A 25,401-nucleotide genomic window follows, 5' to 3' on the forward strand; every position below is an offset into this window, starting at 1 on the left:
AAATTTAAGACAAAAAAAGGCTCATCGCAAAAGCAATGAACCTTTTCTATAATAAGAATATTTTTTACGAGTGATCGTTTGTTAATCTACGTTATCGTGTAGAAAATTGTTTGGACGAATTTGTGTTTCGTTGTTACGATTCGTTCCGACAGAAAAATCAGAAGATTGATTATCATTACGATCAGATAAATTCAATCCTTGACGTTTGTAAGCAGGAATTGCTTCGTATTCGTCTACTTGAGAATTCGTCATCGTATTGTTGAATTTAAAATTAAATTGTTTCAAACGATTTCTTCTTTCTTCAATCATACTATTCAATTCAGGATCATTTGATTGCTCAATTGGTTGACTAAATGGATCTATAGCAACTTGTAATTCTTCAGCTTGTGGAGCAACAGAATGAGCTACATTAGATTGAACTGGCTCTACATTTCCATATCCTTCGTTCTTTGGAGCTTGATATCCAGCATAATTATTTTGAGGATAGTTTGACTGCTCTGAAGCTACAGGATTAGAATATGAATTATATGTTTGATTATTATTTACATTATTCGTTGGTTCTTGCGGACGATTAAAATCTGATTTCAAACGTGGTTCGAAATCATCATAAGAACGTCTCTCTTGCACTGGCTCATCATCAATATCATCTAAAACATAACGCTTTGGAGAATTATTTTCTTCGAAAGATTCTTCTGGCGTATTGTGATAAGTTTGTTGTTGAAAACTTTGGTTAATATCTGCTTGACGATAATTATTTTGAGGAGCCTCTGGCGTTTGATTTTGTTGAGGCGTTTGTGGTGCTTGCTGAGAAGCATTAGAACGACCAAAATCTAACGTCATTGGTTTTACACGATTCACAAAAGGTTGCTCAACTGATAACGTTTTATTAATTGGTTGTTCTTCCTCTAATGTATGTACAATTTTTTGTTCCTCTTTTCCTGTATACGCCTGATCTTCTGTAGGAAAACCAGTTGCTACAACAGTTACAGAGATAGAATCTCCTAAATCTAAGTCTTCACCAATACCCATGATAATATTTGCACTATTACCAGCTTCTTGTTGAATGTAATCATTGATGATACCGATTTCATCCATTGTAATTTCGTTATTACCAGATAAAATCAATAACAATACGTTACGTGCACCTGTAATTTTGTTGTTGTTTAACAATGGAGAATCTAAAGCAGAAGAAATTGCGTCTTTCGCTTTGTTTTCACCAGAACCTTGCGCAGATCCCATGATTGCTGTACCAGAATTTTTAAGTACTGTACGCGCATCACGTAAATCGATGTTCATTGCATAGTGTTGAGTAATAACTTCTGCAATTCCTTTAGCTGCTGTTGTTAAAACCTCATCAGCTTTCGAGAAACCATTTTTGAAACCTAAGTTTCCGTATAATTCACGTAATTTATCATTGTTGATAACAATTAATGAATCGACGTTTTGTCTTAATTTTTCGATACCTTTTTCGGCTTGTTCCAACCTCATTCTTCCTTCGAAAAAGAATGGCGCTGTAACAATCCCAACTGTTAAGATATCCATTTCTTTTGCAATACCAGCAATTACTGGTGCTGCTCCGGTTCCTGTACCACCACCCATTCCGGCAGTAATAAATACCATTTTAGTACCCTCGTCTAAAACAGCTTTTACATCATCCATACTTTCGATAGCAGATTGCTCTCCTACCTCAGGATTTGCTCCAGCTCCTAAACCTTCTGTTATTGCTTGTCCTAATTGAATTCTTGTTGGTACTGGACTATTTGCTAATGCTTGAGAGTCCGTATTACAAATTACAAATTCTACACCTGCAATTCCTTGTTCAAACATGTAGTTTACGGCATTACTACCTCCACCACCTACTCCGATTACTTTGATAGCTTGAGATCGGCTCTTTGGTAAGTTGAACACAATATCTCCTGTTAACATATCACTCATATTCTTCTTATTAAATTGGTTCGTAATTTATTCTAGTTTATTCTTATTATTCAGTTTCGTTGATCATTTGGATAAATTTATCCGTCCATTTCGAAAAGAAATTTTTCTTTTCTGGTTTAGATTTAGCTTCTTTCTTTTCACCAATTTCTTGATCCAAAAATTCGTCAACTATTTCTTCTCTTTTTGGTTTTTGGATTACCGATTCCTCCTCTACTATAACTTCTGCTTTTGCAGTTTTTTTGTGCTGAGTTGGTTGAATTCCAATTTCTAATTCTTCTTGGTTATTTAAGTTATTAATTACTGGTTTTTCATAAATTTCGTGCTGATAATTCGCCGCTAATTCTTCTAAACCTTTCATCAATAAACCTACAGATGTTGCATATTCTGGACCACTAATTTCTTCTGCTTTAGCACCAACAATATGTTCGTTAGAGTATCCAATTCTTACATCCATTCCTGTTACATATTCTGTTAACTGACGAATGTGTTTCAATTTAGATCCACCACCTGTTAAAACGATTCCTGCAATCAATTTTTTGTTTTGATCTTCGCAACCGTAGTTTTTCAATTCCAAATATACTTGTTCCAAAATTTCCTGCACACGTGCATGAATAATTTGTGACAATCTTTTTAATGATATTTCTTTTGCTTCGCGTCCTTTTAAACCAGGAATCGATACAATTTCTGTTTCTTTATTTTCTCCTGGCCAAGCAGAACCAAATTTTTCTTTTAAAGCTTCGGCTTGCTTTCCAATAATAGAACATCCAACTTTAATGTCTTCTGTAATCACATTTCCTCCAAACGGAATAACAGATGTGTGACGAATAATATTATCCTTAAAAATTGCAATATCCGTTGTTCCACCACCTATATCAATCAATGCAACACCAGCTTCTTTTTCTTCTTCGCTAAGCGCAGCACTAGACGATGCAATTGGTTCTAAAGTAATACTTGCCAAACGTAAACCAGCAGCTTTTACACAACGTGCAATATTTCGGATAGATGATACTTGTCCTACAACCACATGGAAATTAGCCTCTAAACGACTTCCGTACATTCCGATTGGTTCGCGGATTTCACCTTCGTTATCAACCTTAAATTCTTGAGGAAGAACATGGATAATTTCTTCTCCAGGTAACATGACCAATTTGTAAACTTGATTTGTTAATAACTTTAAATCATTATCATCAATCACGTCTTCTGAATTGGTACGAGTAATGTAATCGCTATGTTGTAAACTACGAATATGTTGTCCGGCAATACCAACAGTAACATCTGTAATTTTGACACCAGATGACCTTTCAGCCTTATCAATTGCTTCTTTTATCGAGTTGATGGTTTGAGTAATATTATTTACAACACCTCTGTGTACACCCAAGCTTTTTGCTTGTCCGTGTCCAAGAATCTCAATTTTTCCGTTTTCATTTTTTCGTCCGACAAGCGCTACAATCTTTGTAGTCCCTATGTCTAAGCCAACTGCAATCTTACTATTGTTCTCCATTTTTTATTCGTTTGGTTGCTACAACTTGGTTTACAAATTTCAAGCTCAATTTTTCATAATCTTCAGTTCCTATAAAATCAATGTATTGATTATAGAATAATTTTAGATTATGTAACTTCTGTTCAAAGTTGTTTAAAGTTCCTAATTCTATATAATAGTTTCCTGTGTTTACAATTAAATTAAAAGAACGTTGTCCCACTTTTTGAATGGCTATGATGTGATTTTTTAATAAATCGTCTGCTTTCAAAGCTTGAACAAATTTACTCAAATCCTCATATTCATTCGGTTTTACATCACCAGAAACTAAGATTACATCTGCTGAATTTAATTTAGATAAAGGCATTTTTCCGCCTTTTGTTGTCAAATAAAATTCATTTTTCAGCGTCTTTATTCTTGCTACTGCTGAGTTTGCTTTTATGTCAAGTCGTAAATGTCCGTTGATATCCTTACTTACTTGTACAGAATCCACAAAAGGACTCTCACTTACTTTTTGTTCGATTTCTTTTACATTCACCTCTCGTAGAGATTGTTTCAGAATGTCTTTTCCATCTTTGTTGATAATTTCTCTTATCGATTCATCATTAATAAAATAATTATCAACTGGCTGAACAAACGCCACGTCAATTTTTTTCACAGTACGCGAAGCATTCTTAATTACCGTAAAACTAATCAAACCGATTAGCAAGGCAACTCCAAAAATCACTTTTATGATTTTCAATTTACGCTTCACTTAACCACTCTTTTATTGGTTTAACAATTGTATCAATATTTCCTGCTCCAACAGTCAATAATACATCAAAATCTTGTTTTTTGATGTTTGCTAAACTATCTTCTAATGAAGATACTATTTTTTCATTTAAATTCACCTTTTCTAGCAACCAATTTGAAGTAATTCCTTCGATTGGTAACTCTCTGGCAGGATAAATGTCTAATAAAATCAAACTATCTAACTGCGATAAACTTTGTCCAAACTCTTCTGCGAAATCTCTTGTACGTGTAAATAAGTGAGGCTGAAATACTCCCAACACTTTTTTACCCGGATAAAGTTCACGAACTGAACGAATTGCTGCATTCAATTCTGTTGGATGATGTGCATAATCGTCGATGTAAATTTTTCCATTTGCTTCGAAACGATTAAAACGTCTTTTAACTCCAACAAAAGTTGATAAAGCTTCTTTAATTTTATCATGTGGAACACCCATGTAATCTGCAACAGCTAAAGCCGCAACCGCATTTTCCATATTGTGATGTCCTGGTAATAAAATTCCAACATCTGTCAATGAACCGTTTGGTGTTTTTACATCAAATACATAATGTCCATCAATAATTCTTACATTGTGCCCATCATAATCTGCGTCCAAATCTACTCCATACGTAAAAGCTCCGTCGAAAGGCAAACCTTTGTGAACAAATAATTTTTCTTCCACAATTGCCGCAAATTCTTGAAACGATTTTTTCACTTCATCACGCTCACCATAAATATCCAAATGATCTGCATCATCACTTGTGATAATCGCTAATTTTGGAGAAAGACGTAAGAAAGAACGGTCAAACTCATCGGCTTCTGCAACTGTATATTTAGATCCATTTAAGATGATATTCGAATCGTAATTTTCTGCAATACCACCTAAAAAAGCTGTACATTCTACATTCGCAACTTTTAGGATATGTCCTAAAATAGATGAAGTCGTTGTTTTTCCATGTGTTCCCGCAACACCAATATTGTATGTATGTTTGGTAATTTCACCTAACACTTCTGAACGCTTCATGACTTTAAAATCATTCACTAAAAAATAATTTAGTTCTGAATGATCTTTTGGTACTGCTGGCGTATAAATTACCAACGTATTTTTTGGATTAATTCCTGCTGGAATTAACTCGATGTTATCTTCAAAATGAATATCAATTCCTTCAGCAATCAATTCAGTTGTTAACTCGGTTTGTGTTTTGTCATAACCTACAACTTCTTTTCCGATTGACTTGAAGAAACGTTCCAAAGCACTCATTCCGATTCCTCCTGCACCGATGAAATAATAATATGTTTTATCTAAAATATTCATTATAATAAATTCAATAATATATCTACAATCTCTTTTGTCGCATTCGGTTTCCCTAATTGCTTAATGTTTTGAGATAATTTATTTTTTAATTCTTCATTGTTCGCCAAAGCAATTACTTCTTTGACTAAAATTTGTTTTGCATCTACATCTTTTACCATAATCGCTGCATCTTTCTCAACCAATGCTTGTGCATTTTTGGTTTGATGATCTTCTGCCGCTGTTGGCAATGGAAGCAAAATAGTTGCTTTACCAACAATACACAATTCAGAAATCGCCATTGCTCCTGCGCGAGAAACAATCATATCCGAAGCTGCATACGCATCTTTCATGTTGTAAATAAATTCGGTTACATGAATCGTTGGATATTTATCGCCAACCAAATTTTTGATTTTTTGATAATCTAACTTTCCTGTTTGCCAAATCAACTGAACACCACTTGCAACAAATTCGTCAAGGTTTTCTAACCAAGCATTGTTCATTGCTCTTGATCCTTGTGAACCACCAACTGATAAAATAGTTGGTTTTTCTGGATCTAATCCAAAAGCTGAAATTGCTTCTGCTTTTGAAGGTAAATTTTGAAAAATTTCGGCACGAATAGGATTTCCTGTGTAATGCACTTTTTCTTGCGGAAACTGAGAAATTCCTTCGTAAGCTGTACAAATAGCACTAGCTTTATTTTTCAAAATTTTGTTGGTAACTCCTGGAAACGAATTCTGTTCTTGTAATAAAATCGGAACATTTTTACTTCCCGCTACCCACAACATTGGTCCACTTGCATAACCTCCTGTACCAACAGCTAAATCTGGCTGAAAATCTTTGTAGATTTTCTTTGCAAGATTTAAACTTTTTATCAATTTGAAAGGGAACTTTAAATTCGCTTTCATGTTACTTCTTTCAAATCCAGAAATTGGTAAACCTTTTATGTCATACCCAACTTTTGGCACTTTTTCCATTTCCATTCTTCCTTCTGCTCCAACGAACAAAATTTGTGCATCTGGCAAACGACGTTTTATTTCGTCTGCAATTGCAATGGCTGGATAAATATGTCCACCTGTTCCTCCGCCGCTTATTAAAACTTTAGGCGATGTCTTCGATGTATTCTTCACTTAATACTTTTCTATCTTGTTCTAATTCTTCTTGCGATTTAATCTGAGTACTTACACTCAAAATTATTCCGAACGAAATACATGTCATCCAAATGGATGTTCCTCCGTAACTAATCATTGGCAATGGTTGCCCTGTTACAGGAATTAAATTAACCGCTACCGCCATGTTTACCATCGCTTGTATAATAATTGGTAAGCCCACTGCAAATACAAGTAGCGTACCAAAAACGGTATGAATTTTAGATGCGATGATACAAATCCGTATTAAAATCAGAAGGAAAATTCCGATTAATAGAATTGCACCAATTGCACCATATTCTTCTACAATAATCGCGAAGATAAAATCGGATGATGACTGCGGTAAAGTTTGTTTGAAAACACTTTTTCCTGGTCCAGCCATTTCATTCAATCCTCTCGCAATTGCAGCTTTTGCGTGTAAAACTTGATAACTTTCTAATCCAGAATCGTCATTAAATTTCTCGATACGTGACATCCATGTGTGCACACGAGAATTTGTTACTAAATCTGGTCGAGATAAAGCCATCCACACAAATCCGCCACCAAGTACTAAACCTACCCCGGCAATTGTAAATAAATATTTGAATGGAAATCCACCAATAATCAACAATATTCCGCACATTCCAGCTAACATCAACGCTGTTGAACCATTAGAAGGAAAGATTAATCCTACAATTACAATAATTGGTAAGAATAATGGAACTGCTGTATTTTTCCATGTATATTCTTTGTCTCTATTTTTTGTTAAATAACGAGCTATATAAATCAACAACGCTTGCGAAGCAATCATCGAAGGCTGAATACCAATTCCAGTCCCTGGAATAGTTAACCAACGCGCAGCATTTGCACCTCCAATGGTTTGTCCTTGTACGAGTGTTATTGCCAAAACTCCAGAAAGTATAACAACCGCTGTTAAAGCAAACAAACCAAACCAACGATAATCAATACGTTGTAATCCATAAATGATAAATAAACCAATTAATAAAATCACAGCGTGCTTACCTAAATGCCCAAAAATAGTTCCCGATCCTACCGTATACACCAAGTTAGAACTTGCAGAATAAACAGGTAAGAACGAAAATAGTGCTAACAATAAAATGAAAGCCCAAAGCGGTTTATCGCCTTTAAAATATTTTTGTACGATGTTAGACATTGGTTGGTTATGTTATTATAATTTGCGTACGTTTTCTTTAAATTGATCTCCACGATCTTCGTAACCTTTGAACAAATCGAAACTTGCACAAGCTGGTGACAGAAGAACCGTTTCTCCTTTTGTTGCTAATTTATATGATTGTTCTACACAATCTTTCATTGTATTTGTTTCAACAATTGTATCGATATATGGACTGAAAAAATCAACAATTTTTGCGTTATCAACACCTAAACAAACAATTGCTTTCACTTTCTTTTTCACGAAAGGTAAAACTTCGTTGTAATCGTTTCCTTTATCAGTTCCTCCAACAATCCAAACAACTGGTTTCGTCATACTTTCCAAAGCAAAATATGTTGCATTCACATTTGTTGCTTTAGAATCGTTGATAAAATCTATTCCTCCAATTGTCAAAACAGGCTCTAAACGATGTTCAACCGATTTAAAATCAGACAAACTCTTTTTTAGTTCCTCATTATTGATATCAATAATTTTTGCAGCTACAGCCGCAGCCAATGAATTAGAAACATTGTGTTTACCAATTAATCCTAAATCATTCACTAACATTGTAAAATCACCATTCGAATCGTTCACACGGAACAATTCATTGTTTGCGTATGCTTCATTTGTTGCATCCATCATTGTGAACGGTTTGCGATGAGCTCGAATATCAATCTGATCAATCATCTCCATTGTTTTTGGATCATCCAAATTGTAGATAAAATAATCGTTTTCATCTTGGTTTTCAGTAATTCTGAATTTAGCCTTTGCATACAAATCAAACTGATAATTGTATTGGTCTAAATGATCTGGTGTAATGTTCAGTAAAATTGCAACATACGGTTTGAAATCTGTTTTGATATCATCTAACTGAAAACTACTTACTTCTAACACATAATAATCGAAGTTGTCTTCTGCTACAGATTTTGCAAAACTTTTTCCGATGTTACCACCTAATCCTACATTTAATCCAGCTTGCTTTAGGATATGGAACATCAAACTTGTCGTTGTTGTTTTTCCATTAGATCCTGTAATCGCAATAATTTTTGCATCTGTGTAACGAGACGCAAATTCAATTTCAGAAATAATTGAAATTCCTTTTTCTTCTAATTTCTGAATTAGCGCTGCTTTTTTTGGAATACCTGGACTTTTCATTACTTCATCGGCATTCAGAATTAATTCTTCTGTGTGCTGACCTTCTTCATAAGCAATTCCGTGCTCCTCCAAAAGTTGTTTATACTTGTCTTTTATTTGTCCCATGTCCGAAAGAAAAACATCAAAGTTTTCTTTCTTCGCAAGAATAGCTGTTCCTACGCCACTTTCTCCTCCTCCTAAAACGACTAATCTTTTCATTTTTTATCTAATCTTTAAGGTAATAATACTAATTACCGCTAAAATGATTCCGATGATAATTGCACGCACCACAATTTTACTTTCGTGATAACCTAACTTCTGAAAATGGTGATGTAGAGGAGACATCAAAAAGATTCTACGACCTTCACCAAATTTCTTTTTCGTGTACTTGAAATAAGACACCTGTAACATTACTGATAAACTTTCTGCGAAAAATATTCCGCACAAAATTGGTAGTAATAATTCTTTACGAACGATAATTGCTAAAACAGCAATAATTCCTCCGATTGTTAAACTTCCTGTATCACCCATAAATACTTGAGCTGGATAGGTATTATACCAAATAAATCCGATCAAACCTCCAAGGAAAGCTCCACAGAAAATCAAGACTTCTTCTGAACGCGGAATAAACATAATGTTCAGATAATCGGCAAACATTAAGTTTCCGGAAACGAAAACAAACATTGATATTGCTGCCATAATCACAGCCGAACTACCAGCTGCTAAACCATCGATTCCATCTGTTAAATTTGCTCCATTCGAAACTGCTGTAATGATAAAAATTACCGCAAAAATAAAAATCGCTGCAACCGCCCATGTTGGTCGATCTTGCGCATCCATCCAAAATAAAATATCAGAATAGTTAAATTCATTTCCTTTCACGAAAGGCATTGTTGTTTCCAACGTTTTTTCTTCTGGACCAAATTTTATTTGTCGGCTGTATTCTGTTTGTTCTGTTCCTACAGGCGTTTTTACTCTATTTTCTTGATGTTTTACAGTAACTGTTGGACTGAAATAAAGCATTAATCCAACTACAACTCCAAGACCAACTTGTCCTAAAATTTTAAATTTACCTTGTAAACCTTCTTTGTTTTTTCTAAAAACTTTGATGTAATCGTCTAAAAAACCAATCACACCTAACCAAATTGTTGAAACCAACAAAATAATAATGTAAATATTATCTAATCTCGCAAAAAGTAAAGTCGGAATTAATGTCGCCAAAATGATGATTAAACCACCCATTGTTGGCGTTCCTGCTTTTTCGATTTGTCCTTTTAAACCTAAATCACGAACAATTTCGCCCATTTGTTCTTTACGTAAATAACTGATGATTCGTTTTCCGTAAAACAAACTGATGAACATTGCCAATAAAATTGCCATTCCCGCGCGGAAAGACGTGTATTGAAACATACGCGCTCCTGGAAAATGGATACCTTCTAAATAATCAAATAAATAGTATAACATTCTTTATTTGTTCAATATTTTACTCAATTCTGATGCAACTTCTACATCAGAAAAATGTGTTCTTACTCCGTTAATTTCTTGATACGTCTCGTGACCTTTTCCCGCAATCAAAATAATATCTTTTGGTTCGGACATTTTAAGTGCTGTTTTTATAGCTTCTTTTCGATCTGTAATCTTCAAGGTGCGATTATAAAATTGCGCTTTTACACCAACTTCCATTTCGCGAAGAATTTCTTCTGCATCTTCGGTTCTTGGATTATCTGATGTAAAAATGGCAAGATTAGATTTTTCGCTCGCGATATCGGCCATTTCTGGACGTTTTGTTTTATCGCGATCTCCACCACAGCCTACAACTGTTATTAGTTTTTCGTTTTTGGTACGAATCCCTTCTATTGTATCCAAAACATTTTCTAATGCATCAGGTGTATGTGCATAATCTACAATTACGATAATTCCTGACTCCGTTTTGAATGTTTGAAAACGACCATCAACATTTCCTAGTGTGCTCAATGCTTTTAGAACTTCTAACTCATCTTGTCCTAAAATTGACGCTACACCAAAAACTAATAATAAATTATATGCATTGAATTGACCAATTAATGATGTCCAGAATTCTTTTCCGTTGAATTCTAATTGCATTCCATCAAATTGGTGTTCAATAATTTTCCCTTTAAAATCTGCATCAGTTTTTAGCGCATACAATTTTTTCGTAGCAACTGTATTCTGAAGCATTACTTTTCCGTTTTTATCATCTGCATTCGAAATTGCTGTAGACGTTTTTGGCAAATCGTCGAAGAATTTCTTTTTTGCTGCAAGATAATTTGCAAACGTTTTGTGATAATCTAAATGATCGTGTGTGATATTCGTAAATCCAGCCACTTCAAAATGCAAACCAGCAATTCTATTTTGATGAATTCCGTGCGAAGAAACTTCCATAAAAGCAAATTCGCATCCTCTATCTACCGCTTCACGAAACATTTTGTTCAATGTCAAAATATCTGGCGTTGTATGCGTAGACGGAATCACTTCACCATCAATCACAATTTTAATCGTCGAAATTAATGCACAAGCATAACCTAATTTTGTAAACAATTCGTACAACAAAGTTGTCGTTGTTGTTTTTCCATTCGTACCTGTAACTCCAACAAGTTTTAAATCTTTTGTTGGATTTCCATAAAAATTAGAAGCTAAAATTCCTAATGCAATCGTTGAATTTTCAACTTTCACATACGTTACTCCATCAATTAAATTTTCTGGCAAAACTTCGCAAACAATTGCTTTAGCACCTAAACCAATCGCTTTTTCTATATACTGATGACCGTCAACTGTAACTCCATTTACAGCGACAAAAACATCATCGTTTGATACTTTTCTTGAATCAAATTGAATATTATTGACTTCAACTTTTGTTGAACCAATCGTTTCTGAGATGGAAACTTTATATAATAAATCAACTAAATTTCTCATCCTTCCAACATTAAATAAATTGTCTCACCCTTCTTAAATCTTGTTCCCGCAGGAATGGATTGATTTGTTACTTTTCCAAACCCTGAATATTGTACATCTAATCCTAAATTTTCTAATACCGGAATTGCTTTAGACCCTGTATGACCAGTCACATTTGGTACTATATTTTTAGAATTACTAACATTAATATCATCTCCTTTTTTAAACTCTTTCACCGCGTTCTTTTTTACTAAATCGCGTGGCAAAGGTATGGGAGTTTTTGAATATACCCAATCGGCAATTTTCTTAAAAACCGGAGCTGTTACACTACCTCCATAAAACCCTTTGGCTGTATTTGGTTTGTGCACAACTACGATACAAGAATACTTTGGTTTTTCTGCTGGAAAATATCCTGCAAATGAAGCACGATATTGCATTCCTTTACCATCTCGCTTCCAATAATCAACACGAGCAGTACCAGTTTTACCAGCAATATCGTAATTACTATTACTAATAATACGTCCCGTTCCTTGTTCTACTGCACCACGAAGCATTTCTTGCATCTGTTTTACATTTTCCAAAGAAGTTAGTTGATCCACTAAAACAACAGGCTCGAAAACTTTATCAGGTTCACCTTTACGCGTGATTTTATCCATAAATAATGGCTTCAACATTTTACCATTATTTGCCACTGCGTTGTAGAAAGTCACAATTTGAATTGGAGTTAACTGTAAACCATACCCATAACCCATTACAGGCAACGTAATATTACTCCAAGATTTACTATCTGGACGGTGCATAATTGGACTTCCTTCTCCAAGAATATCTACTCCAAGAGGCGAAGTCATATGCCATTTATCCATTTTTTTGAAGAAAGCTTTCGGGTTTTCTCCGTAATATTTATTTATAATTTTAGCTGTACCAATGTTAGACGATTTTTTCATCACGCCATCTACAGTCAATGTTCCATAACCGTGTGTATCTGTAATCGTACGACCATAGAATTTATAACTTCCACCTCCCGTTTCTACTGTCGAATTTTTATTGATAAAACCATCATCCATTGCAGCTAGCAACGAAACCGTTTTGAAAGTAGATCCTGGCTCTGCAGCTTCACCAACCGCATAGTTATAATCGTCGATATATGTTCCGTCTTTTTTGCGAGATAAATTCACAATTGCACGAACTTTCCCTGTCTGAACTTCCATCACAACAACACTTCCGTGTTGCGCTTCAAATTCAGAAAGTTGTTTGTACAAAGCATCATAAGCAACCATTTGTAAATCGGCATCTATTGTTGTGTAAACTGATGAACCCGCTTGGGGCTCTTGCTCCCAACTTTTCATTGGTTTCCATTTTCCACGTCCCATAAATTGCTCCCAACGACGACCTTCAATACCGCTTAATAAGTCAGAATAAGCTCCTTCTAACCCAACTTTTCCGCGTTGATCATCGTAACCAATTGTACGAACACCAATGTCTTGAACAATTAATTCTCGTTTTGACTCAGTTTCATGAATAAATCCACCTTTGTTTTGACCTTTGTTGAAGATTGGAAATTTTTTGATGCGTTGATATTGCTCATAATCCAAATCTTTTACTAACATCATGTAGCGATTCTTCTTTTTACGTTCTGTCGAAAATTTGTCGTAAAAATAAGAAGGTGATTTTGTAAACATCTTACCTAAAGAATCGGCAAGATTGTGCATTTCTGTTTTAAATAATTCATCTTTGATCACCGTCAAATCCACATAAACATTGTGTTTTGTAACAGTTGTAGCCATTAATGCACCATTAGAAGCATATAAATTACCACGCTCCGCCGTAACGGTATCTAATCTAAAATTATTCTTTTCAGCAAAACGCTCTAATTCAACCCCTTCTACAATATTAATTCGAAACATAAAAACAACAATAAAGATGGCCCAAATCGCAAGTGCGCCGGCAAATACCCATCCTTTGATGACAATATTGTTTTTATTTTTCGCTGACTTCGTCATAAACTTTGTCTACTATATAATAAGGTTGTTTATCTGGAATTTTCAAACCATACACTGCTGTACGCTCCAAAATTTCCGTTTCTAATTGCATACGCATCAAATCGCGATGCTTATCTGTATATTGAGATTTTAAATCTTCTACTTTATCTTGTAATTCAGCGATTCGAACCACTTTACGATCAACTAAATGCGAACTCGAAATACTCAAAAAAGCCAAACCTACCAGATACAACATGAACTTCCAGTTTTGTTCTGAGCCAGTTTTGATTAAAAACTCACCTCTCAACAAACCTGTAAAAGTTTTTTTCTCTGGTAATATTTTTTTCTTTTTTGCCATTCCTATTTCTTAATCCTCATTACGAACCGCAATACGCATTTTCGCACTACGCGCTCTTGGATTTTCATTAATTTCTTCTTGCGTTGGCACAATCACCTTTGATTGTAAAGGTTTGAAAGGTGCCGACCAATTTCCAAAAACATCACGTTCAGGTTCACCTTCAAACATTCCGTTTTTCATGTAGCGTTTTGTTAAGCGATCTTCTAACGAATGATACGAAATAATCACCAAGCGACCACCCGGTTTTATCACTTCTCCACATTGCGTCAACATCTCTTTCAATGCAGCCATTTCATCATTTGCTTCGATGCGTAATGCCTGAAACATTTGAGCGAAAAATTTATTTTCTTTCATTTTTGGAATGAATGAAAAAATCTGCTTCAACTCATCAATTGTATTAATTTGTTTATCTGCTCTTGCTTTCACAACTTCTCTCGCCAAACGATACGAACCTTGCAATTCTCCAAAATCATAAAAAACACGAGCAAGATCTTCTTCTTCGTATTCATTAATAATTGTTTTGGCAGATAATTTTGCATTCTGATTCATTCGCATATCCAATTCTCCATCAAAGCGAGTTGAAAAACCACGTTCTGGCGTATCAAACTGATGAGAAGAAACTCCTAGATCACCCAAAACACCGTCAACTTGTTTTATTCCACGAAATCTTAAATTATTTTTCAAGAATCTAAAATTTTGCTCAACTAACTCAAATCGATCATCATCAATTTTATTGCGAACCGCATCTACATCTTGATCAAATGAAAATAATTTCCCATTTTGATCCAAACGACTTAATATTTCACGTGAGTGTCCTCCACCCCCGAACGTACAATCTACATATATACCTGATTCGTTAATAATTAACGCATCAACACTATCTTTTAATAATACTGGATTATGATATTCACTCATCTTCTCCTAAATTTCCCATTACATCTTCTGCCAAAGAAGCAAAATCTAAATCATCTACATTAATCGACTCTTCATATTTGTCTTTATCCCAAATCTCGATCATGTTTACAGAAGAATTCAGAACAACTTCTTTATTAATTTCTGCAAATTTCACTAAATCTTTTGAAATCTGTAGCCTTCCATTTGCATCAACTTCGACAATTTTTAATCCAGCCGTAAAAATTCTAATAAAATCATTGTTTTTCTTCACAAATCGATTCAATTTATTCAAATCATTCATCACTTTTTCCCATTCTTTCATTGGATGCAGTTCTAAACAATTTTGAAACACAGATCTTTTCAACACAAAGCCATCTTCCAAACATTCAGCAAGTTGTTTCTTCAAACCCGCTGGTATTGGGAGCCTACCCTTTGTATCTACCTTACACTCATATGTTCCAATTAATGAATTCATGATAGAATTTTTCCAAAAATAAAGAAAATATTACCACAAATTACCATTTTTTACCACTTTTATTGAAATAGTTATCAACAATTTAAAATTTAGTATCAGATAGTTATGTTTTTTCTAACGCAAACCCCATGTATAAAATGAGAAATAATGTTTATATAGACCTTGTTTTGATAAGTGATTAATATGGATTGTTAAAGTTTTTCATATAAACCACGAAATAAAAAATATAATTAATTAAATTTGTCGACTTAATATCGAGTAAATGTTTTTTAGCTTAAAGAAAAAAGATAAGTTCTCTTACATAGAAGAAGGAGAGGGACAACCAATTGTTTTGCTTCATGGATTAATGGGTGAACTTAGCAATTTCAGCTCACTTACAAATTATTATGCACAAAGAGGATATAAGGTTTTCGCACCAGAATTGCCATTATATTCTTTATCTGTCATCAATACTAATATCAAAAATATTGCAAAACATGTTGCAAATTTTATTGAAGAAGTCGTTAAAGAACCAGCTATTTTAGTTGGAAATTCTTTAGGAGGACATATTGGTTTGATGGTTTGTCACAGACATCCAGAATATGTAAAAGCACTTTGTTTAACAGGAAGTTCTGGTTTGTACGAAAAATCTTTTGGAGAAACTTACCCAAAACGTGGTAATTACGAATATGTAGAACGTAAAACGCGTGAAGTTTTTTACGATCCTGTTATCGCTACAAAAGAAATTGTAGATGATGTTTTTGACACTGTAAATGACAGAAATAAAGCTATCAAAACTTTATATATTGCAAGAGACGCAATCAAATCTAACATGAAAGATGATTTAAAAGACATCAAAATGCCTGTTTGTTTGATTTGGGGAAAACAAGATAATGTAACTCCACCAGAAGTTGCAATAGAATTTGAAGAAGAATTACCAGACGCTTCTTTATTTTGGATTGATAAATGTGGGCACGCTCCAATGATGGAACACCCTGAATTATTCAACGAAATTTTATACAAATGGCTAATCGAAAAACAATTAGATCCAGCCACTAAAGCATAATTATGATTAAAAAAGCTGAATTCGTAAAAAGTTCGCAAAAATATACAGATTGTCCAGATCCTTTCAAACCAGAATACGCATTTATTGGGCGTTCTAATGTTGGAAAATCATCATTAATCAATATGTTAGCAGATAAAAAAGCATTAGCTAAAACTTCTGCAACTCCAGGTAAAACTCAATTGATTAATACATTCGAAATGGACGACACTTGGTATTTAGCCGATTTACCAGGTTATGGTTTTGCTAAAGCACCAAAAGGTGTTCGCGGTGGTTTCAATAAAATGATTTATGATTACATTGAGTTTCGCAAGAACTTGGTGAATGTTTTTTTATTGATTGATTCTCGACACACGCCTCAAAAAATAGATTTACAGTTTATGGAATGGTTAGGAAACAAACAAATTCCATTTGCAATTGTGTTTACAAAATTAGATAAACTAACGAGTACACAAATGCAAAAAAACTTGAATCACTACAAAAACGAGTTGTTAAAAACTTGGGAAGAATTACCAAAAATATTTACAAGTTCGGCTTCGAGTAAAATTGGTAAATTAGAAATCTTAGGCTATATTGATAGTTTGAACGAACATCTTGTAGACGAATTCAAGAAAGAACAATACAAAAAAGAATATTAAAAAAGTCGGAACGTTGTTCCGACTTTTTTGTTTATCACTCTCCTAATTCAGCAGATTTTGTTTTCAAATCATTCATACAAGGCTCAATCACTTTCATTAATCGTTCTTGTAATTCAGGTGTTGGATTATTCATTTGCATCATTTCTGTATACGTAAATTCATCCATCATTTTATCTGTCGAACAGTCACAATATTTTGTAATCAATTCTTTTTTAGCTGCAGATATTCCTGGTATTATTGCCGCTTGTTCACAAGCTGTCATTGCCTGAGCTTTTTGCTCTGCATTGTGTTTATCAGCTTTCGAATTACAACTAACAATGGTTAATCCGAAGATTAATCCTAAAATAATTTTCTTCATTGGTGATAGACTTTAAACTTGTTAAGATAATGATTATTAATTATTTCACAAAATTATTCACAGCTTCAACATAACCTGGTAAACCTTTTCCTGAAATAATTTTTAGACAACTTTCACCTGTTACACTATTTTTTCTGAAATCTTCGCGTGCATAAATATCAGAGATATGAACCTCTATCACCTTTGTTGTAATCGCTTTTATCGCATCTGCAATCGCATACGAATAATGCGTATACGCACCAGCATTCAAGATAATTCCGTCATATTTAAAACCAATTTCGTGCAATTTATCAATAATATCTCCTTCGTGATTTGATTGAAAATAATGCAACGAAACTTCTGGAAATTGCTTTCTCAATTCATGTTCAAAAAAATCTTCGAAAGTTTGTGTTCCATAAATCTCTGGTTCGCGAACGCCAAGTAAATTTAAATTAGGTCCGTTTATAATTTGTATTTGTTTCATTTTCTTTATTTTATAAATTAAAATTCCTTTTTTTGATCGAAAAAGTTTAATTTTTTCTTTTTTTTAATCAATTTTTTACTTTTTATTAAGTTTTGGCACAAACCTTGTATATATACAATCACCAACCTATTATCATATAAAACCAATCTAAACCAAAAAAATCAACCAAACCTTAAAATCTCAGTTAAACTTGATTAACTGAGATTTTTATTTTTAGTATCCATACTTACCTTTCCACTTTTGATTCAGCGATTGTTTATCCACTTGTTCTCGCTTATTATTTCCTGGCTCATAAAAAGTCGTCCCCGAAATTTCATTTGGTAAAAATTCTTGTTCAGCAAAATTTCCTGGAAAATCGTGCGAATATTTATATTCTTTTCCATAATCCAAATCTTTCATCAACTTAGTTGGTGCATTTCGTAAATGCAACGGAACAGGTAAATCCCCTGTTTGTTTCACAACTTGTTGCGCTTTACCAATCGCTAAATAAGTTGCATTACTTTTTGGAGAATTTGCTAAATAAACCGCACATTGACTCAATAAAATACGAGATTCTGGATAACCAATCACCGAAACAGCTTGAAATGTATTATTCGCCAAAATCATCGCTGTTGGATTTGCATTTCCCACATCTTCGGAAGCTGAAATCAACATTCTTCTCGCAATAAATTTCAAATCTTCACCACCTTCAATCATTCGAGCTAACCAATAAACCGCTCCATTTGGATCTGAACCACGAATCGATTTGATAAAAGCCGAAATAATATCGTAATGCTGTTCTCCCGTTTTATCGTAACGTGCTAAATTTTGCTGAATACGTTCATGCACAATTTCATCGTTGATGATGATTTTATCTGTTGGAGAAAAACTATTAATCACCAACTCCAAACCGTTCAACAGTTTTCTTGCATCACCACCCGAATATCTTAATAATGCATTTGTTTCAACTAATTCAATATTTAATTTAGATAAAACCGTATCTTTTTTTATAGCTCGTTCGATTAAATCAACTAAATCTTCTTTTTCGAGATGTTTCAATACATAAACTTGCGCACGCGAAAGCAAAGCTGGTACAACTTCGAAACTTGGATTTTCGGTTGTCGCTCCAATCAAAGTCACCAAACCAGTTTCTACCGCTCCCAACAAACTGTCTTGCTGTGATTTATTGAAACGATGAATTTCATCTATAAATAAAATCGGATTTTTCGTTCCCGAAAACAAATTTTGATTCTTTGCTTTTTCAATTACTTCACGCACTTCTTTCACACCAGAATTTATGGCGCTCAACGTATAAAATGGTCGATCAGTTAATTCGGAAATCAATTGAGCTAGTGTCGTTTTTCCTGTCCCTGGCGGTCCCCAAAAAATCATCGAAGCAATCATATCATGTTGCAACATCATTTTTATTGGTCCGTTTTCGCCCACCAAATGCTTTTGATTAATGTATTCTTCAAGCGTTTTTGGACGCATTCTTTCAGCTAAAGGCGCATTCATAAAATCTTGTTTAGATTTCAAAGTTAGGGAATGTTTTGTCAAAATGAATGATTTTTTGGGCGACATATTTTGGCATTTAGATTTATTTTCTTTGTGTTAGAATAAAAATTAAAATGATGAAGAAAGCGTTAGAATGTGCTTTAATTTTAACAAGAAAGCACCAACTTTTGGGTGATAAAATTGCTTTATCAACTGATTATTTGAAAAAGATTGAACTAAAAGATAAACAATCAGAAATCAATAAACAAATGATTGAGTTTTTGGTCGAATTGCAAGAATTTGTCGAATTTATCAGAGTAAATCAAGAACTTAGATTGATGTATGTTGAATTGGTAAATTATTATTTCACGCAAATTCATCATCAAATTAATTTTTATGAAATTGAATTGGATCGTTTAGAATTTGAATCAAAATTCTCTATCAATATGATTAATCAATTTAATCAAAACGAAAAAAATAATGAAATAAATTCGGTTCAAGAAAAACTAAATTTATACTATACGATTATTAATTCGTAGAAAAACGTTTTCGGCATAATTTTTTATTGTAAATTCGACTTAATATTTAGAATTTGAAATGAAAAAATTAACTATGTTTTTTAGCTTAATGATTTTATCATTAAGTTTTGCATTTGGTCAACAAACAGAAAAACCAAAAATTTATAGCGAAGAAACAAATCCGAAAGTAGATATTGCGAATGCGGTACAAAAAGCTTCTGCAGAAAATAAACACGTTTTATTACAAATTGGTGGTAATTGGTGTGCTTGGTGTGTGATGTTTGATAAATTGACAAAAGAAAATCAAGAAGTAAAAGATTATATTGCGAATAATTATGAAGTGGTTCATGTAAATTATTCTCCAAAAAATAAAAACGAAGAAACGTTAGCTGCATTGAAACACCCAGAGCGTTTTGGATTTCCTGTTTTTGTAATTTTAGATGAGAAAGGAAATTTAATTCACACACAAAACTCAGCTTATCTTGAAAGCAAAGAAGTGAAAGGACATGATCCGAAAGTTGTGTTAGAGTTTTTACAAAACTGGTCTTACAAAGCATTAGATCCAGCGAGTTATACTAAAAAATAATATGCGTTAAGCACGTATCGTATAGAGAATCAATCTGCAAAAGCATAAACTTTTTAGATTGATTCTTTTTTATTTCGGTTATTGATTAACTTTGTGAGATGAACAAAATTTTGGTTACACCATTTATTCTGTTGGTAAGATTTTATCAATTAGCGATTTCTCCTTGGATGGGAAGCAATTGTAGATATCAACCAACTTGCTCTTCTTATATGATAGAGGCATTAAAAGAACATGGTTTGCTAAAAGGTTTGTGGCTCGGAACAAAAAGAATTGGTCGCTGTCATCCTTGGGGAGGACATGGATACGACCCTGTACCTAAAAAGAAAAATTAATGATTAACTTAATTTCGTTTATCGATTGGGATCCAAAACCTTATTTATTTGAAATAGCAGGATTCAAAGTACATATTTACAGTTTATGTTGGATAGTTGCCTTTGTCGTAGGCTGGTATTTGATGTCAAATATTTTCAAGAAAGAAAATCAGAAAAAAGAACTACTTGATCCTTTATTCCTTTACACATTTATTGGAGCAATTGTAGGTGCAAGACTTGGAGAATATATTTTTTATGATCCAGCAGCGTTTATCGAACGACCAATCGAAGTTTTCTTACCTGTACAACATTCACCAGGACAAAGTGCTTTCTTTGGTCTATTACAAGATTACGAATTTGTAGGATTTAGTGGACTTGCAAGTCACGGAGCAGCATTGGGTGTCATTTTAACTTCCTATTTATTTAGTAGAAAATATTTGCATCGCAATGTATTGTGGTTATTAGACCGTATGGCTGTTGTTGTTCCTTTTGGTGGAGCTGCGGTTCGAATTGGAAACTTTTACAACTCAGAAATTGTAGGAAAGGCATCAGAATTACCTTGGGCAGTAAAATTTCATCAACAAAGTTTGGGATATGGAGAAGTAATTCCTCGTCATCCAGCTCAAATTTATGAAGCGATTGGATATGTTATCTTAGGAATTATTATGCTTTATATGTACAACAAAACAGATAAGACAAAATATTTGGGAGCTTTGTTAGGCATATTCTTATTTTTATTATTTTTAATACGATTTGTTGTTGAGTTCTATAAAGAAAATCAAGGAGAAGAAGCAGTTGCTCAAATGTTGAATATAGGATTAAACAACGGTCAAATCTTAAGTATTCCTTTTATGTTAATCGGTTTATACTTATTTATCTCATCTAAAAATAGATTAGATACCAATCAACCTTAGAATTATTATAAACTTAGAAATAAATTTAAACTTATGGGATTTTTTAAAGAATTTAAAGAGTTTGCTGTAAAAGGCAACGTAGTAGATTTAGCTGTCGGTGTTGTTATCGGTGGTGCATTTGGTAAAATTGTTACTTCTTTAGTTGAAGATATCATTACACCAGCACTTTTAAATCCAGCTTTGAAAGCCATTCATGCTGAAAATTTAGCAGCATTAGTAATTCCAGGAACAGCCATTAAATATGGTAGCTTTTTAGCTGCTGCTATTTCTTTTACAGTTGTTGCATTTGCTTTATTCGTAATGATTAAAGGAATTAACAAGTTGAAAAAAGAAGCTCCTGCTGAAGAAGCTGCTCCTGCTGGACCAACACAAGAAGAATTATTGGCTGAAATTCGTGATTTGTTGAAAAACAAATAATTCGTTTTCATTCAAATGATAAAAAAAAAGGATCGCAATTGCGATCCTTTTTTTTTCGATTATTTTCAAACTACTAAGAAGCTGATTGCATTTGCATTTCTTCTCCACCTCCCATTTCTTCTCCATTTGAACGTTGTTGTTTACCACGTTGCTCTTTCTCATTTGTATTTTTGAAACGATACGTAAATGAAAGGTTAATAGAACGTTTCATCCAACGCATACTTTGATAGTTTTCTGATTCTTCGTAGAAAGTTGTTTGCTCTCTTTTACGAGAATTGAATACATCACGAACATTTAATGTTAAAGAAGCTCTCTTTTTCAATAAATCTTTTGATAAAGATAAATCCATTGATAAGTTATCTTCTGTTTTTTGTTGAGCAGTTTTCATTCCTCCCATATAATTACCTGCAATTTGTAATTTAAAATCACTTGGTAAAATAAAGTTTGATGATAAACGTCCACGAGAACTAAATCCATCTCCTTTGAAACTTTGTGTAAATTCTTTCGACTCTGTAACTCCTGTATCTGGATTTAAATAATCTGAAATTATTGCTGAGTAAGAACCTGTTCTATTGTATCCAAACAAGTTGACATTAAACATTAAATTCCACCATTTGAAAGGACGATAAGTAGCAGTTAAATCTAAACCATAACGGTCTTCATTTCCTGCATTAACTGGCATCGTTTCAAATGCTTGATTATATGGTTTTAAAGGATTTCCTGATTCGATATAATTATATGTTTGGAAATCATTAATCACATCAGTTGTTCTTTGGTAGAATAAACTTGGTGTCACCATCAATTTACCAACTGTTGCGATATACGATAATTCGAATGAATTAGTATATGTTGGATTAAGATCTGGATTACCACGACGAACATCTAATGCATTTACACTAGAAAAATATGGCATTAACATGAATCCCATTGGACGACGAACACGACGAGAGTAGCTTAATTGCATCTCATTTTTATCTGTCAATTTATAATTCAATGTTAATGTTGGGAATAAATCTGTATATTTTTTTGAAATTGTAGTTCCTTCTGAATGATTTGCAATTTCCATATCAGAACTTTCTAGACGTAAACCTGCAAAGTATTGGAATTTTTCTCCAATTGCATTTCCGTATTGCACATATCCAGCATATACATTTTGTTGATTATCTATATCAGCTAAGAAAGCTTTATTTGGAGTTTCTGTTCCGTCCGTATTAATTGTATTATTTCCACTATTTGTTTTCGTATCACTCAAATCAACACGTGCACCTAGTTCAAATTTCCCTTTTTCTCCAATTGGACGAACATAATCTGCTGTAAAAACTGCAGAATTTTGAGTTTCTAAACTATATGTTCTTTCATTTCCTGTCAATGCATCACTTGCATTTAAATTACGAATAATTCCATTTTCGTCTTCTTTTTGGTACGAGTAACGTCCTGTAAAAGTAAACTCATGTCCTTTTGTATCAAAAGCGTGTTTGTAGTTAAAATCCGCATCAAAACTTTTTTCTAACTCTTTTTCATTTTCGATACGAGCTGTTTTATCTGTTTGATTCCATAATGCATCATAATAATAGTATCTAACATCATTAATATTATTCCCATTATTATAACGATATCCTGCAGAAGCTCCTAATGTATTTTTATCATCTAAATAATATTCACCTCCTAAACGTGCATTATAGTTTCTACGAATTCTATTGTTGTTCGTATCTGTTTTTCTATAATCAGAAATAATTCCATTCGGATAGTTTGTTGTCAAAGCATTTCCTTCCCCTTCTCTATCCATATAACGTGTACCTAAAGTAGTATAGATGTTATATTTTTTTGTTTTGTAGTTTAAGTTGACGTTTCCTCCAACCATTTTAGGAATACCTCCATTCAACGTTACAGAACCATTAAAACCTGTATTTGTTCCCTTTTTAAGGATGATATTAATAATTCCCGCAGAACCAGAAGCTTCATAACGTGCAGAAGGATTTGTCACCAATTCGATACGCTCAACATTTTCGGCTGGAATATTTTTTAAAGCTTCTGCTACATCAGAAACACCCAACATTCCCGAAGGTTTTCCATCAATCAAGAATTTTACATTATCATTTCCTCTCAACGAAACATTTCCTTCTGCATCAACAGAAACCGATGGTACATTTGCTAAAGCATCAGACAATGTTTGACCTTGCGACATTGGATCATTCGCCATATCATACACTTTTTTGTCCAATTCTACTTTATAAATTGGCTTTTCCGCTGTTACAACTGCTGCTCCTAACGAAACTGTTTGCGTCGTTTTTACAGTAAAAGTACCTAGATCTAATGCAGATTCTAAATTAATCTGTTTTTCTATTACATCGTATCCCAATGGCTCAATCACAAGAACATATTGCCCAGCCTTTGCTTCTACTGTAAATTCTCCTTTTGCATCCGTTGCCGCTTCTGCCACAACTCCATCTTCCGAGCTTTCAAGCGATATTGTAGTGTATTCTACAGGTTTGTTTTCACTTGATAAGACTTTCCCTTTAATTTTTAAAAGCTCTTGCGCATTCAATCCTGCACAAACACAAATAAAAATCAAAGCAAATAAACTTCTTAACCTCATTTGTTTAATTTTTCGTTTTGTAGTTTTATAATTTTACAACTTGTTTGACAATCCTTTTTGGAAAAGGTTTAATCGATTTCAAAAATAATTTAAAAAATATTGGTCGATTATTCATCACAAATGTTACATCTTTTAAAAGATTTCATCATAACCGAAAAATTTTAACATTTATCGTTTTAAACCTTTTTAATTTTTTGAAGTCTTAAGAATAAATAAAACAAAAAAAGTTGATAATTATGAGAACAGCATTTTATAAATATGTAGGATTAGGATTAATTGCTTTCACTTTAACAACTGCTTCAGCGCAAGACAGAAATGAAGGATCGAGAGAGCAGAAATTACAACAATTAAAAAAAGATTTGAACTTGACAGATGCGCAAGTCATTAAAATCAAACAAATTGAAGACAGCTACAAAGACGAAAAACTGGAATTGAAAAAGAAAATGAAAGAAGTTCGTCAAAAGGAGTTTAATGAAATCAATGCTGTTTTTACGCCAGAACAAAAAGCAACATTGAAAGAATTGCACGCCAAAAAACATCAAAATAAAAAAGGAGCTAATTAATA

At 33.4% G+C, this 25,401-nt stretch carries 25 protein-coding genes; 8 read left to right on the plus strand and 17 right to left on the minus strand.

Annotated elements, in window-relative coordinates:
* Positions 1-81 precede the first annotated feature (81 nt).
* The 13 genes from ftsZ to mraZ are packed head-to-tail and all read right to left on the minus strand — an operon-like array spanning position 82 to position 15,520.
* Positions 82-1,926, minus strand: a complete 1,845-nt coding sequence (gene ftsZ, locus N5D03_RS05320) for a cell division protein FtsZ (protein WP_125349666.1) — start codon at positions 1,924-1,926, stop codon at positions 82-84.
* 55 nt (positions 1,927-1,981) lie between these two features.
* Complete coding sequence (gene ftsA, locus N5D03_RS05325) at positions 1,982-3,436, minus strand: cell division protein FtsA (protein ID WP_219034378.1); 1,455 nt, start codon at positions 3,434-3,436, stop codon at positions 1,982-1,984.
* Positions 3,423-4,154, minus strand: coding sequence for a cell division protein FtsQ/DivIB (locus N5D03_RS05330; RefSeq protein ID WP_236688178.1), 732 nt, complete (start codon positions 4,152-4,154; stop codon positions 3,423-3,425). The genes ftsA and N5D03_RS05330 overlap by 14 nt, the downstream gene beginning before the upstream one ends.
* A gap of 1 nt (position 4,155) precedes the next feature.
* Entirely contained in the window at positions 4,156-5,496 is a 1,341-nt protein-coding gene (gene murC, locus N5D03_RS05335) for a UDP-N-acetylmuramate--L-alanine ligase (RefSeq protein WP_125349641.1), read from the minus strand.
* Positions 5,496-6,602 carry an undecaprenyldiphospho-muramoylpentapeptide beta-N-acetylglucosaminyltransferase gene (murG, locus tag N5D03_RS05340; protein WP_280051100.1) on the minus strand — a complete coding sequence of 369 codons (1,107 nt, stop codon included), beginning with the start codon at positions 6,600-6,602 and terminating at the stop codon, positions 5,496-5,498. Before murG ends, murC begins: the two co-directional genes overlap by 1 nt.
* Positions 6,574-7,773, minus strand: coding sequence for an FtsW/RodA/SpoVE family cell cycle protein (locus N5D03_RS05345; protein ID WP_115001740.1), 1,200 nt, complete (start codon positions 7,771-7,773; stop codon positions 6,574-6,576). Before N5D03_RS05345 ends, murG begins: the two co-directional genes overlap by 29 nt.
* Positions 7,774-7,788: 15 nt before the next feature.
* On the minus strand, positions 7,789-9,123 hold the full coding sequence (gene murD / locus N5D03_RS05350; protein ID WP_280051101.1) for a UDP-N-acetylmuramoyl-L-alanine--D-glutamate ligase: 1,335 nt from the start codon (positions 9,121-9,123) through the stop codon (positions 7,789-7,791).
* A 3-nt stretch (positions 9,124-9,126) separates the two neighbouring features.
* Positions 9,127-10,368: a phospho-N-acetylmuramoyl-pentapeptide-transferase gene (mraY, locus tag N5D03_RS05355; RefSeq protein WP_125349644.1), complete on the minus strand. Its 1,242-nt coding sequence runs from the start codon at positions 10,366-10,368 to the stop codon at positions 9,127-9,129.
* 3 nt (positions 10,369-10,371) lie between these two features.
* A complete protein-coding gene (locus tag N5D03_RS05360; protein ID WP_280051102.1) occupies positions 10,372-11,835 on the minus strand; it encodes a UDP-N-acetylmuramoyl-L-alanyl-D-glutamate--2,6-diaminopimelate ligase in 1,464 nt (487 codons plus the stop codon).
* Positions 11,832-13,814 (minus strand): penicillin-binding protein, encoded by a 1,983-nt coding sequence (locus N5D03_RS05365; protein WP_280051103.1) that lies wholly within the window; start codon positions 13,812-13,814, stop codon positions 11,832-11,834. Before N5D03_RS05365 ends, N5D03_RS05360 begins: the two co-directional genes overlap by 4 nt.
* The gene (locus N5D03_RS05370; RefSeq protein ID WP_052217625.1) at positions 13,792-14,151 is read right to left on the minus strand and encodes an FtsL-like putative cell division protein; all 360 of its coding nucleotides are present in this window, start codon (positions 14,149-14,151) and stop codon (positions 13,792-13,794) included. Before N5D03_RS05370 ends, N5D03_RS05365 begins: the two co-directional genes overlap by 23 nt.
* Positions 14,152-14,160: 9 nt before the next feature.
* Positions 14,161-15,066 carry a 16S rRNA (cytosine(1402)-N(4))-methyltransferase RsmH gene (rsmH, locus tag N5D03_RS05375; RefSeq protein WP_280045228.1) on the minus strand — a complete coding sequence of 302 codons (906 nt, stop codon included), beginning with the start codon at positions 15,064-15,066 and terminating at the stop codon, positions 14,161-14,163.
* Positions 15,059-15,520: a division/cell wall cluster transcriptional repressor MraZ gene (mraZ, locus tag N5D03_RS05380; protein WP_038332815.1), complete on the minus strand. Its 462-nt coding sequence runs from the start codon at positions 15,518-15,520 to the stop codon at positions 15,059-15,061. The genes rsmH and mraZ overlap by 8 nt, the downstream gene beginning before the upstream one ends.
* Before the next feature lie 262 nt (positions 15,521-15,782).
* Between mraZ and N5D03_RS05385 the strand changes: the two genes are divergently transcribed.
* Positions 15,783-16,565 carry an alpha/beta hydrolase gene (locus tag N5D03_RS05385; protein WP_280051104.1) on the plus strand — a complete coding sequence of 261 codons (783 nt, stop codon included), beginning with the start codon at positions 15,783-15,785 and terminating at the stop codon, positions 16,563-16,565.
* A 2-nt stretch (positions 16,566-16,567) separates the two neighbouring features.
* Complete coding sequence (yihA, locus tag N5D03_RS05390) at positions 16,568-17,200, plus strand: ribosome biogenesis GTP-binding protein YihA/YsxC (protein ID WP_084106860.1); 633 nt, start codon at positions 16,568-16,570, stop codon at positions 17,198-17,200.
* A gap of 34 nt (positions 17,201-17,234) precedes the next feature.
* Here yihA and N5D03_RS05395 read toward each other — a convergent pair whose 3' ends face one another.
* From N5D03_RS05395 to N5D03_RS05405, 3 genes are all read right to left on the minus strand, one after another.
* Entirely contained in the window at positions 17,235-17,558 is a 324-nt protein-coding gene (locus tag N5D03_RS05395) for a hypothetical protein (protein ID WP_280051105.1), read from the minus strand.
* A gap of 40 nt (positions 17,559-17,598) precedes the next feature.
* Positions 17,599-18,021, minus strand: a complete 423-nt coding sequence (locus tag N5D03_RS05400) for a type II 3-dehydroquinate dehydratase (RefSeq protein WP_115001756.1) — start codon at positions 18,019-18,021, stop codon at positions 17,599-17,601.
* 213 nt (positions 18,022-18,234) lie between these two features.
* Positions 18,235-19,515: a replication-associated recombination protein A gene (locus tag N5D03_RS05405; RefSeq protein ID WP_280051109.1), complete on the minus strand. Its 1,281-nt coding sequence runs from the start codon at positions 19,513-19,515 to the stop codon at positions 18,235-18,237.
* Between the two features lie 116 nt (positions 19,516-19,631).
* Here N5D03_RS05405 and N5D03_RS05410 point away from each other — a divergent pair, with 116 nt between their 5' ends.
* The 5 genes from N5D03_RS05410 to mscL all read left to right on the plus strand — a co-directional run bounded on the left by N5D03_RS05410 (position 19,632) and on the right by mscL (position 22,240).
* Positions 19,632-20,033 carry a hypothetical protein gene (locus N5D03_RS05410; RefSeq protein ID WP_125349651.1) on the plus strand — a complete coding sequence of 134 codons (402 nt, stop codon included), beginning with the start codon at positions 19,632-19,634 and terminating at the stop codon, positions 20,031-20,033.
* 73 nt (positions 20,034-20,106) lie between these two features.
* Positions 20,107-20,598, plus strand: coding sequence for a thioredoxin family protein (locus N5D03_RS05415; protein WP_280051106.1), 492 nt, complete (start codon positions 20,107-20,109; stop codon positions 20,596-20,598).
* Positions 20,599-20,696: 98 nt separating this feature from the next.
* Positions 20,697-20,930, plus strand: a complete 234-nt coding sequence (yidD, locus tag N5D03_RS05420) for a membrane protein insertion efficiency factor YidD (RefSeq protein WP_125349653.1) — start codon at positions 20,697-20,699, stop codon at positions 20,928-20,930.
* Complete coding sequence (gene lgt / locus N5D03_RS05425) at positions 20,930-21,823, plus strand: prolipoprotein diacylglyceryl transferase (protein ID WP_280051107.1); 894 nt, start codon at positions 20,930-20,932, stop codon at positions 21,821-21,823. The genes yidD and lgt overlap by 1 nt, the downstream gene beginning before the upstream one ends.
* Before the next feature lie 33 nt (positions 21,824-21,856).
* The gene (gene mscL, locus N5D03_RS05430) at positions 21,857-22,240 is read left to right on the plus strand and encodes a large conductance mechanosensitive channel protein MscL (protein WP_038332787.1); all 384 of its coding nucleotides are present in this window, start codon (positions 21,857-21,859) and stop codon (positions 22,238-22,240) included.
* A 73-nt stretch (positions 22,241-22,313) separates the two neighbouring features.
* On the opposite strand, the gene N5D03_RS05435 is transcribed toward mscL, so the two are convergent.
* Positions 22,314-24,836: an outer membrane beta-barrel family protein gene (locus tag N5D03_RS05435; RefSeq protein WP_125349656.1), complete on the minus strand. Its 2,523-nt coding sequence runs from the start codon at positions 24,834-24,836 to the stop codon at positions 22,314-22,316.
* 236 nt (positions 24,837-25,072) lie between these two features.
* Here N5D03_RS05435 and N5D03_RS05440 point away from each other — a divergent pair, with 236 nt between their 5' ends.
* Positions 25,073-25,399 (plus strand): hypothetical protein, encoded by a 327-nt coding sequence (locus tag N5D03_RS05440; protein ID WP_280051108.1) that lies wholly within the window; start codon positions 25,073-25,075, stop codon positions 25,397-25,399.
* The last annotated feature ends 2 nt before the right edge of the window (positions 25,400-25,401 follow it).

This window comes from Empedobacter sp. GD03861 (genome assembly GCF_029840885.1).
Taxonomy (GTDB): domain Bacteria; phylum Bacteroidota; class Bacteroidia; order Flavobacteriales; family Weeksellaceae; genus Empedobacter; species Empedobacter falsenii_B.

Coding starts and splice junctions, on each gene's coding strand:
- mraZ (WP_038332815.1), bottom strand. CDS start 15,520: ATGAATTCATTAATTGGAACATATGAGTGTAAGGTAGATACAAAGGGT.
- ftsZ (WP_125349666.1), bottom strand. CDS start 1,926: ATGTTAACAGGAGATATTGTGTTCAACTTACCAAAGAGCCGATCTCAA.
- yidD (WP_125349653.1), top strand. CDS start 20,697: ATGAACAAAATTTTGGTTACACCATTTATTCTGTTGGTAAGATTTTAT.
- ftsA (WP_219034378.1), bottom strand. CDS start 3,436: ATGGAGAACAATAGTAAGATTGCAGTTGGCTTAGACATAGGGACTACA.
- mraY (WP_125349644.1), bottom strand. CDS start 10,368: ATGTTATACTATTTATTTGATTATTTAGAAGGTATCCATTTTCCAGGA.
- murC (WP_125349641.1), bottom strand. CDS start 5,496: ATGAATATTTTAGATAAAACATATTATTATTTCATCGGTGCAGGAGGA.
- N5D03_RS05385 (WP_280051104.1), top strand. CDS start 15,783: ATGTTTTTTAGCTTAAAGAAAAAAGATAAGTTCTCTTACATAGAAGAA.
- N5D03_RS05410 (WP_125349651.1), top strand. CDS start 19,632: ATGAAGAAAGCGTTAGAATGTGCTTTAATTTTAACAAGAAAGCACCAA.
- N5D03_RS05415 (WP_280051106.1), top strand. CDS start 20,107: ATGTTTTTTAGCTTAATGATTTTATCATTAAGTTTTGCATTTGGTCAA.
- N5D03_RS05405 (WP_280051109.1), bottom strand. CDS start 19,515: ATGAATGCGCCTTTAGCTGAAAGAATGCGTCCAAAAACGCTTGAAGAA.
- yihA (WP_084106860.1), top strand. CDS start 16,568: ATGATTAAAAAAGCTGAATTCGTAAAAAGTTCGCAAAAATATACAGAT.
- N5D03_RS05435 (WP_125349656.1), bottom strand. CDS start 24,836: ATGAGGTTAAGAAGTTTATTTGCTTTGATTTTTATTTGTGTTTGTGCA.
- N5D03_RS05360 (WP_280051102.1), bottom strand. CDS start 11,835: ATGAGAAATTTAGTTGATTTATTATATAAAGTTTCCATCTCAGAAACG.
- murD (WP_280051101.1), bottom strand. CDS start 9,123: ATGAAAAGATTAGTCGTTTTAGGAGGAGGAGAAAGTGGCGTAGGAACA.
- N5D03_RS05440 (WP_280051108.1), top strand. CDS start 25,073: ATGAGAACAGCATTTTATAAATATGTAGGATTAGGATTAATTGCTTTC.
- N5D03_RS05345 (WP_115001740.1), bottom strand. CDS start 7,773: ATGTCTAACATCGTACAAAAATATTTTAAAGGCGATAAACCGCTTTGG.
- rsmH (WP_280045228.1), bottom strand. CDS start 15,066: ATGAGTGAATATCATAATCCAGTATTATTAAAAGATAGTGTTGATGCG.
- N5D03_RS05400 (WP_115001756.1), bottom strand. CDS start 18,021: ATGAAACAAATACAAATTATAAACGGACCTAATTTAAATTTACTTGGC.
- N5D03_RS05365 (WP_280051103.1), bottom strand. CDS start 13,814: ATGACGAAGTCAGCGAAAAATAAAAACAATATTGTCATCAAAGGATGG.
- N5D03_RS05395 (WP_280051105.1), bottom strand. CDS start 17,558: ATGAAGAAAATTATTTTAGGATTAATCTTCGGATTAACCATTGTTAGT.
- lgt (WP_280051107.1), top strand. CDS start 20,930: ATGATTAACTTAATTTCGTTTATCGATTGGGATCCAAAACCTTATTTA.
- N5D03_RS05370 (WP_052217625.1), bottom strand. CDS start 14,151: ATGGCAAAAAAGAAAAAAATATTACCAGAGAAAAAAACTTTTACAGGT.
- mscL (WP_038332787.1), top strand. CDS start 21,857: ATGGGATTTTTTAAAGAATTTAAAGAGTTTGCTGTAAAAGGCAACGTA.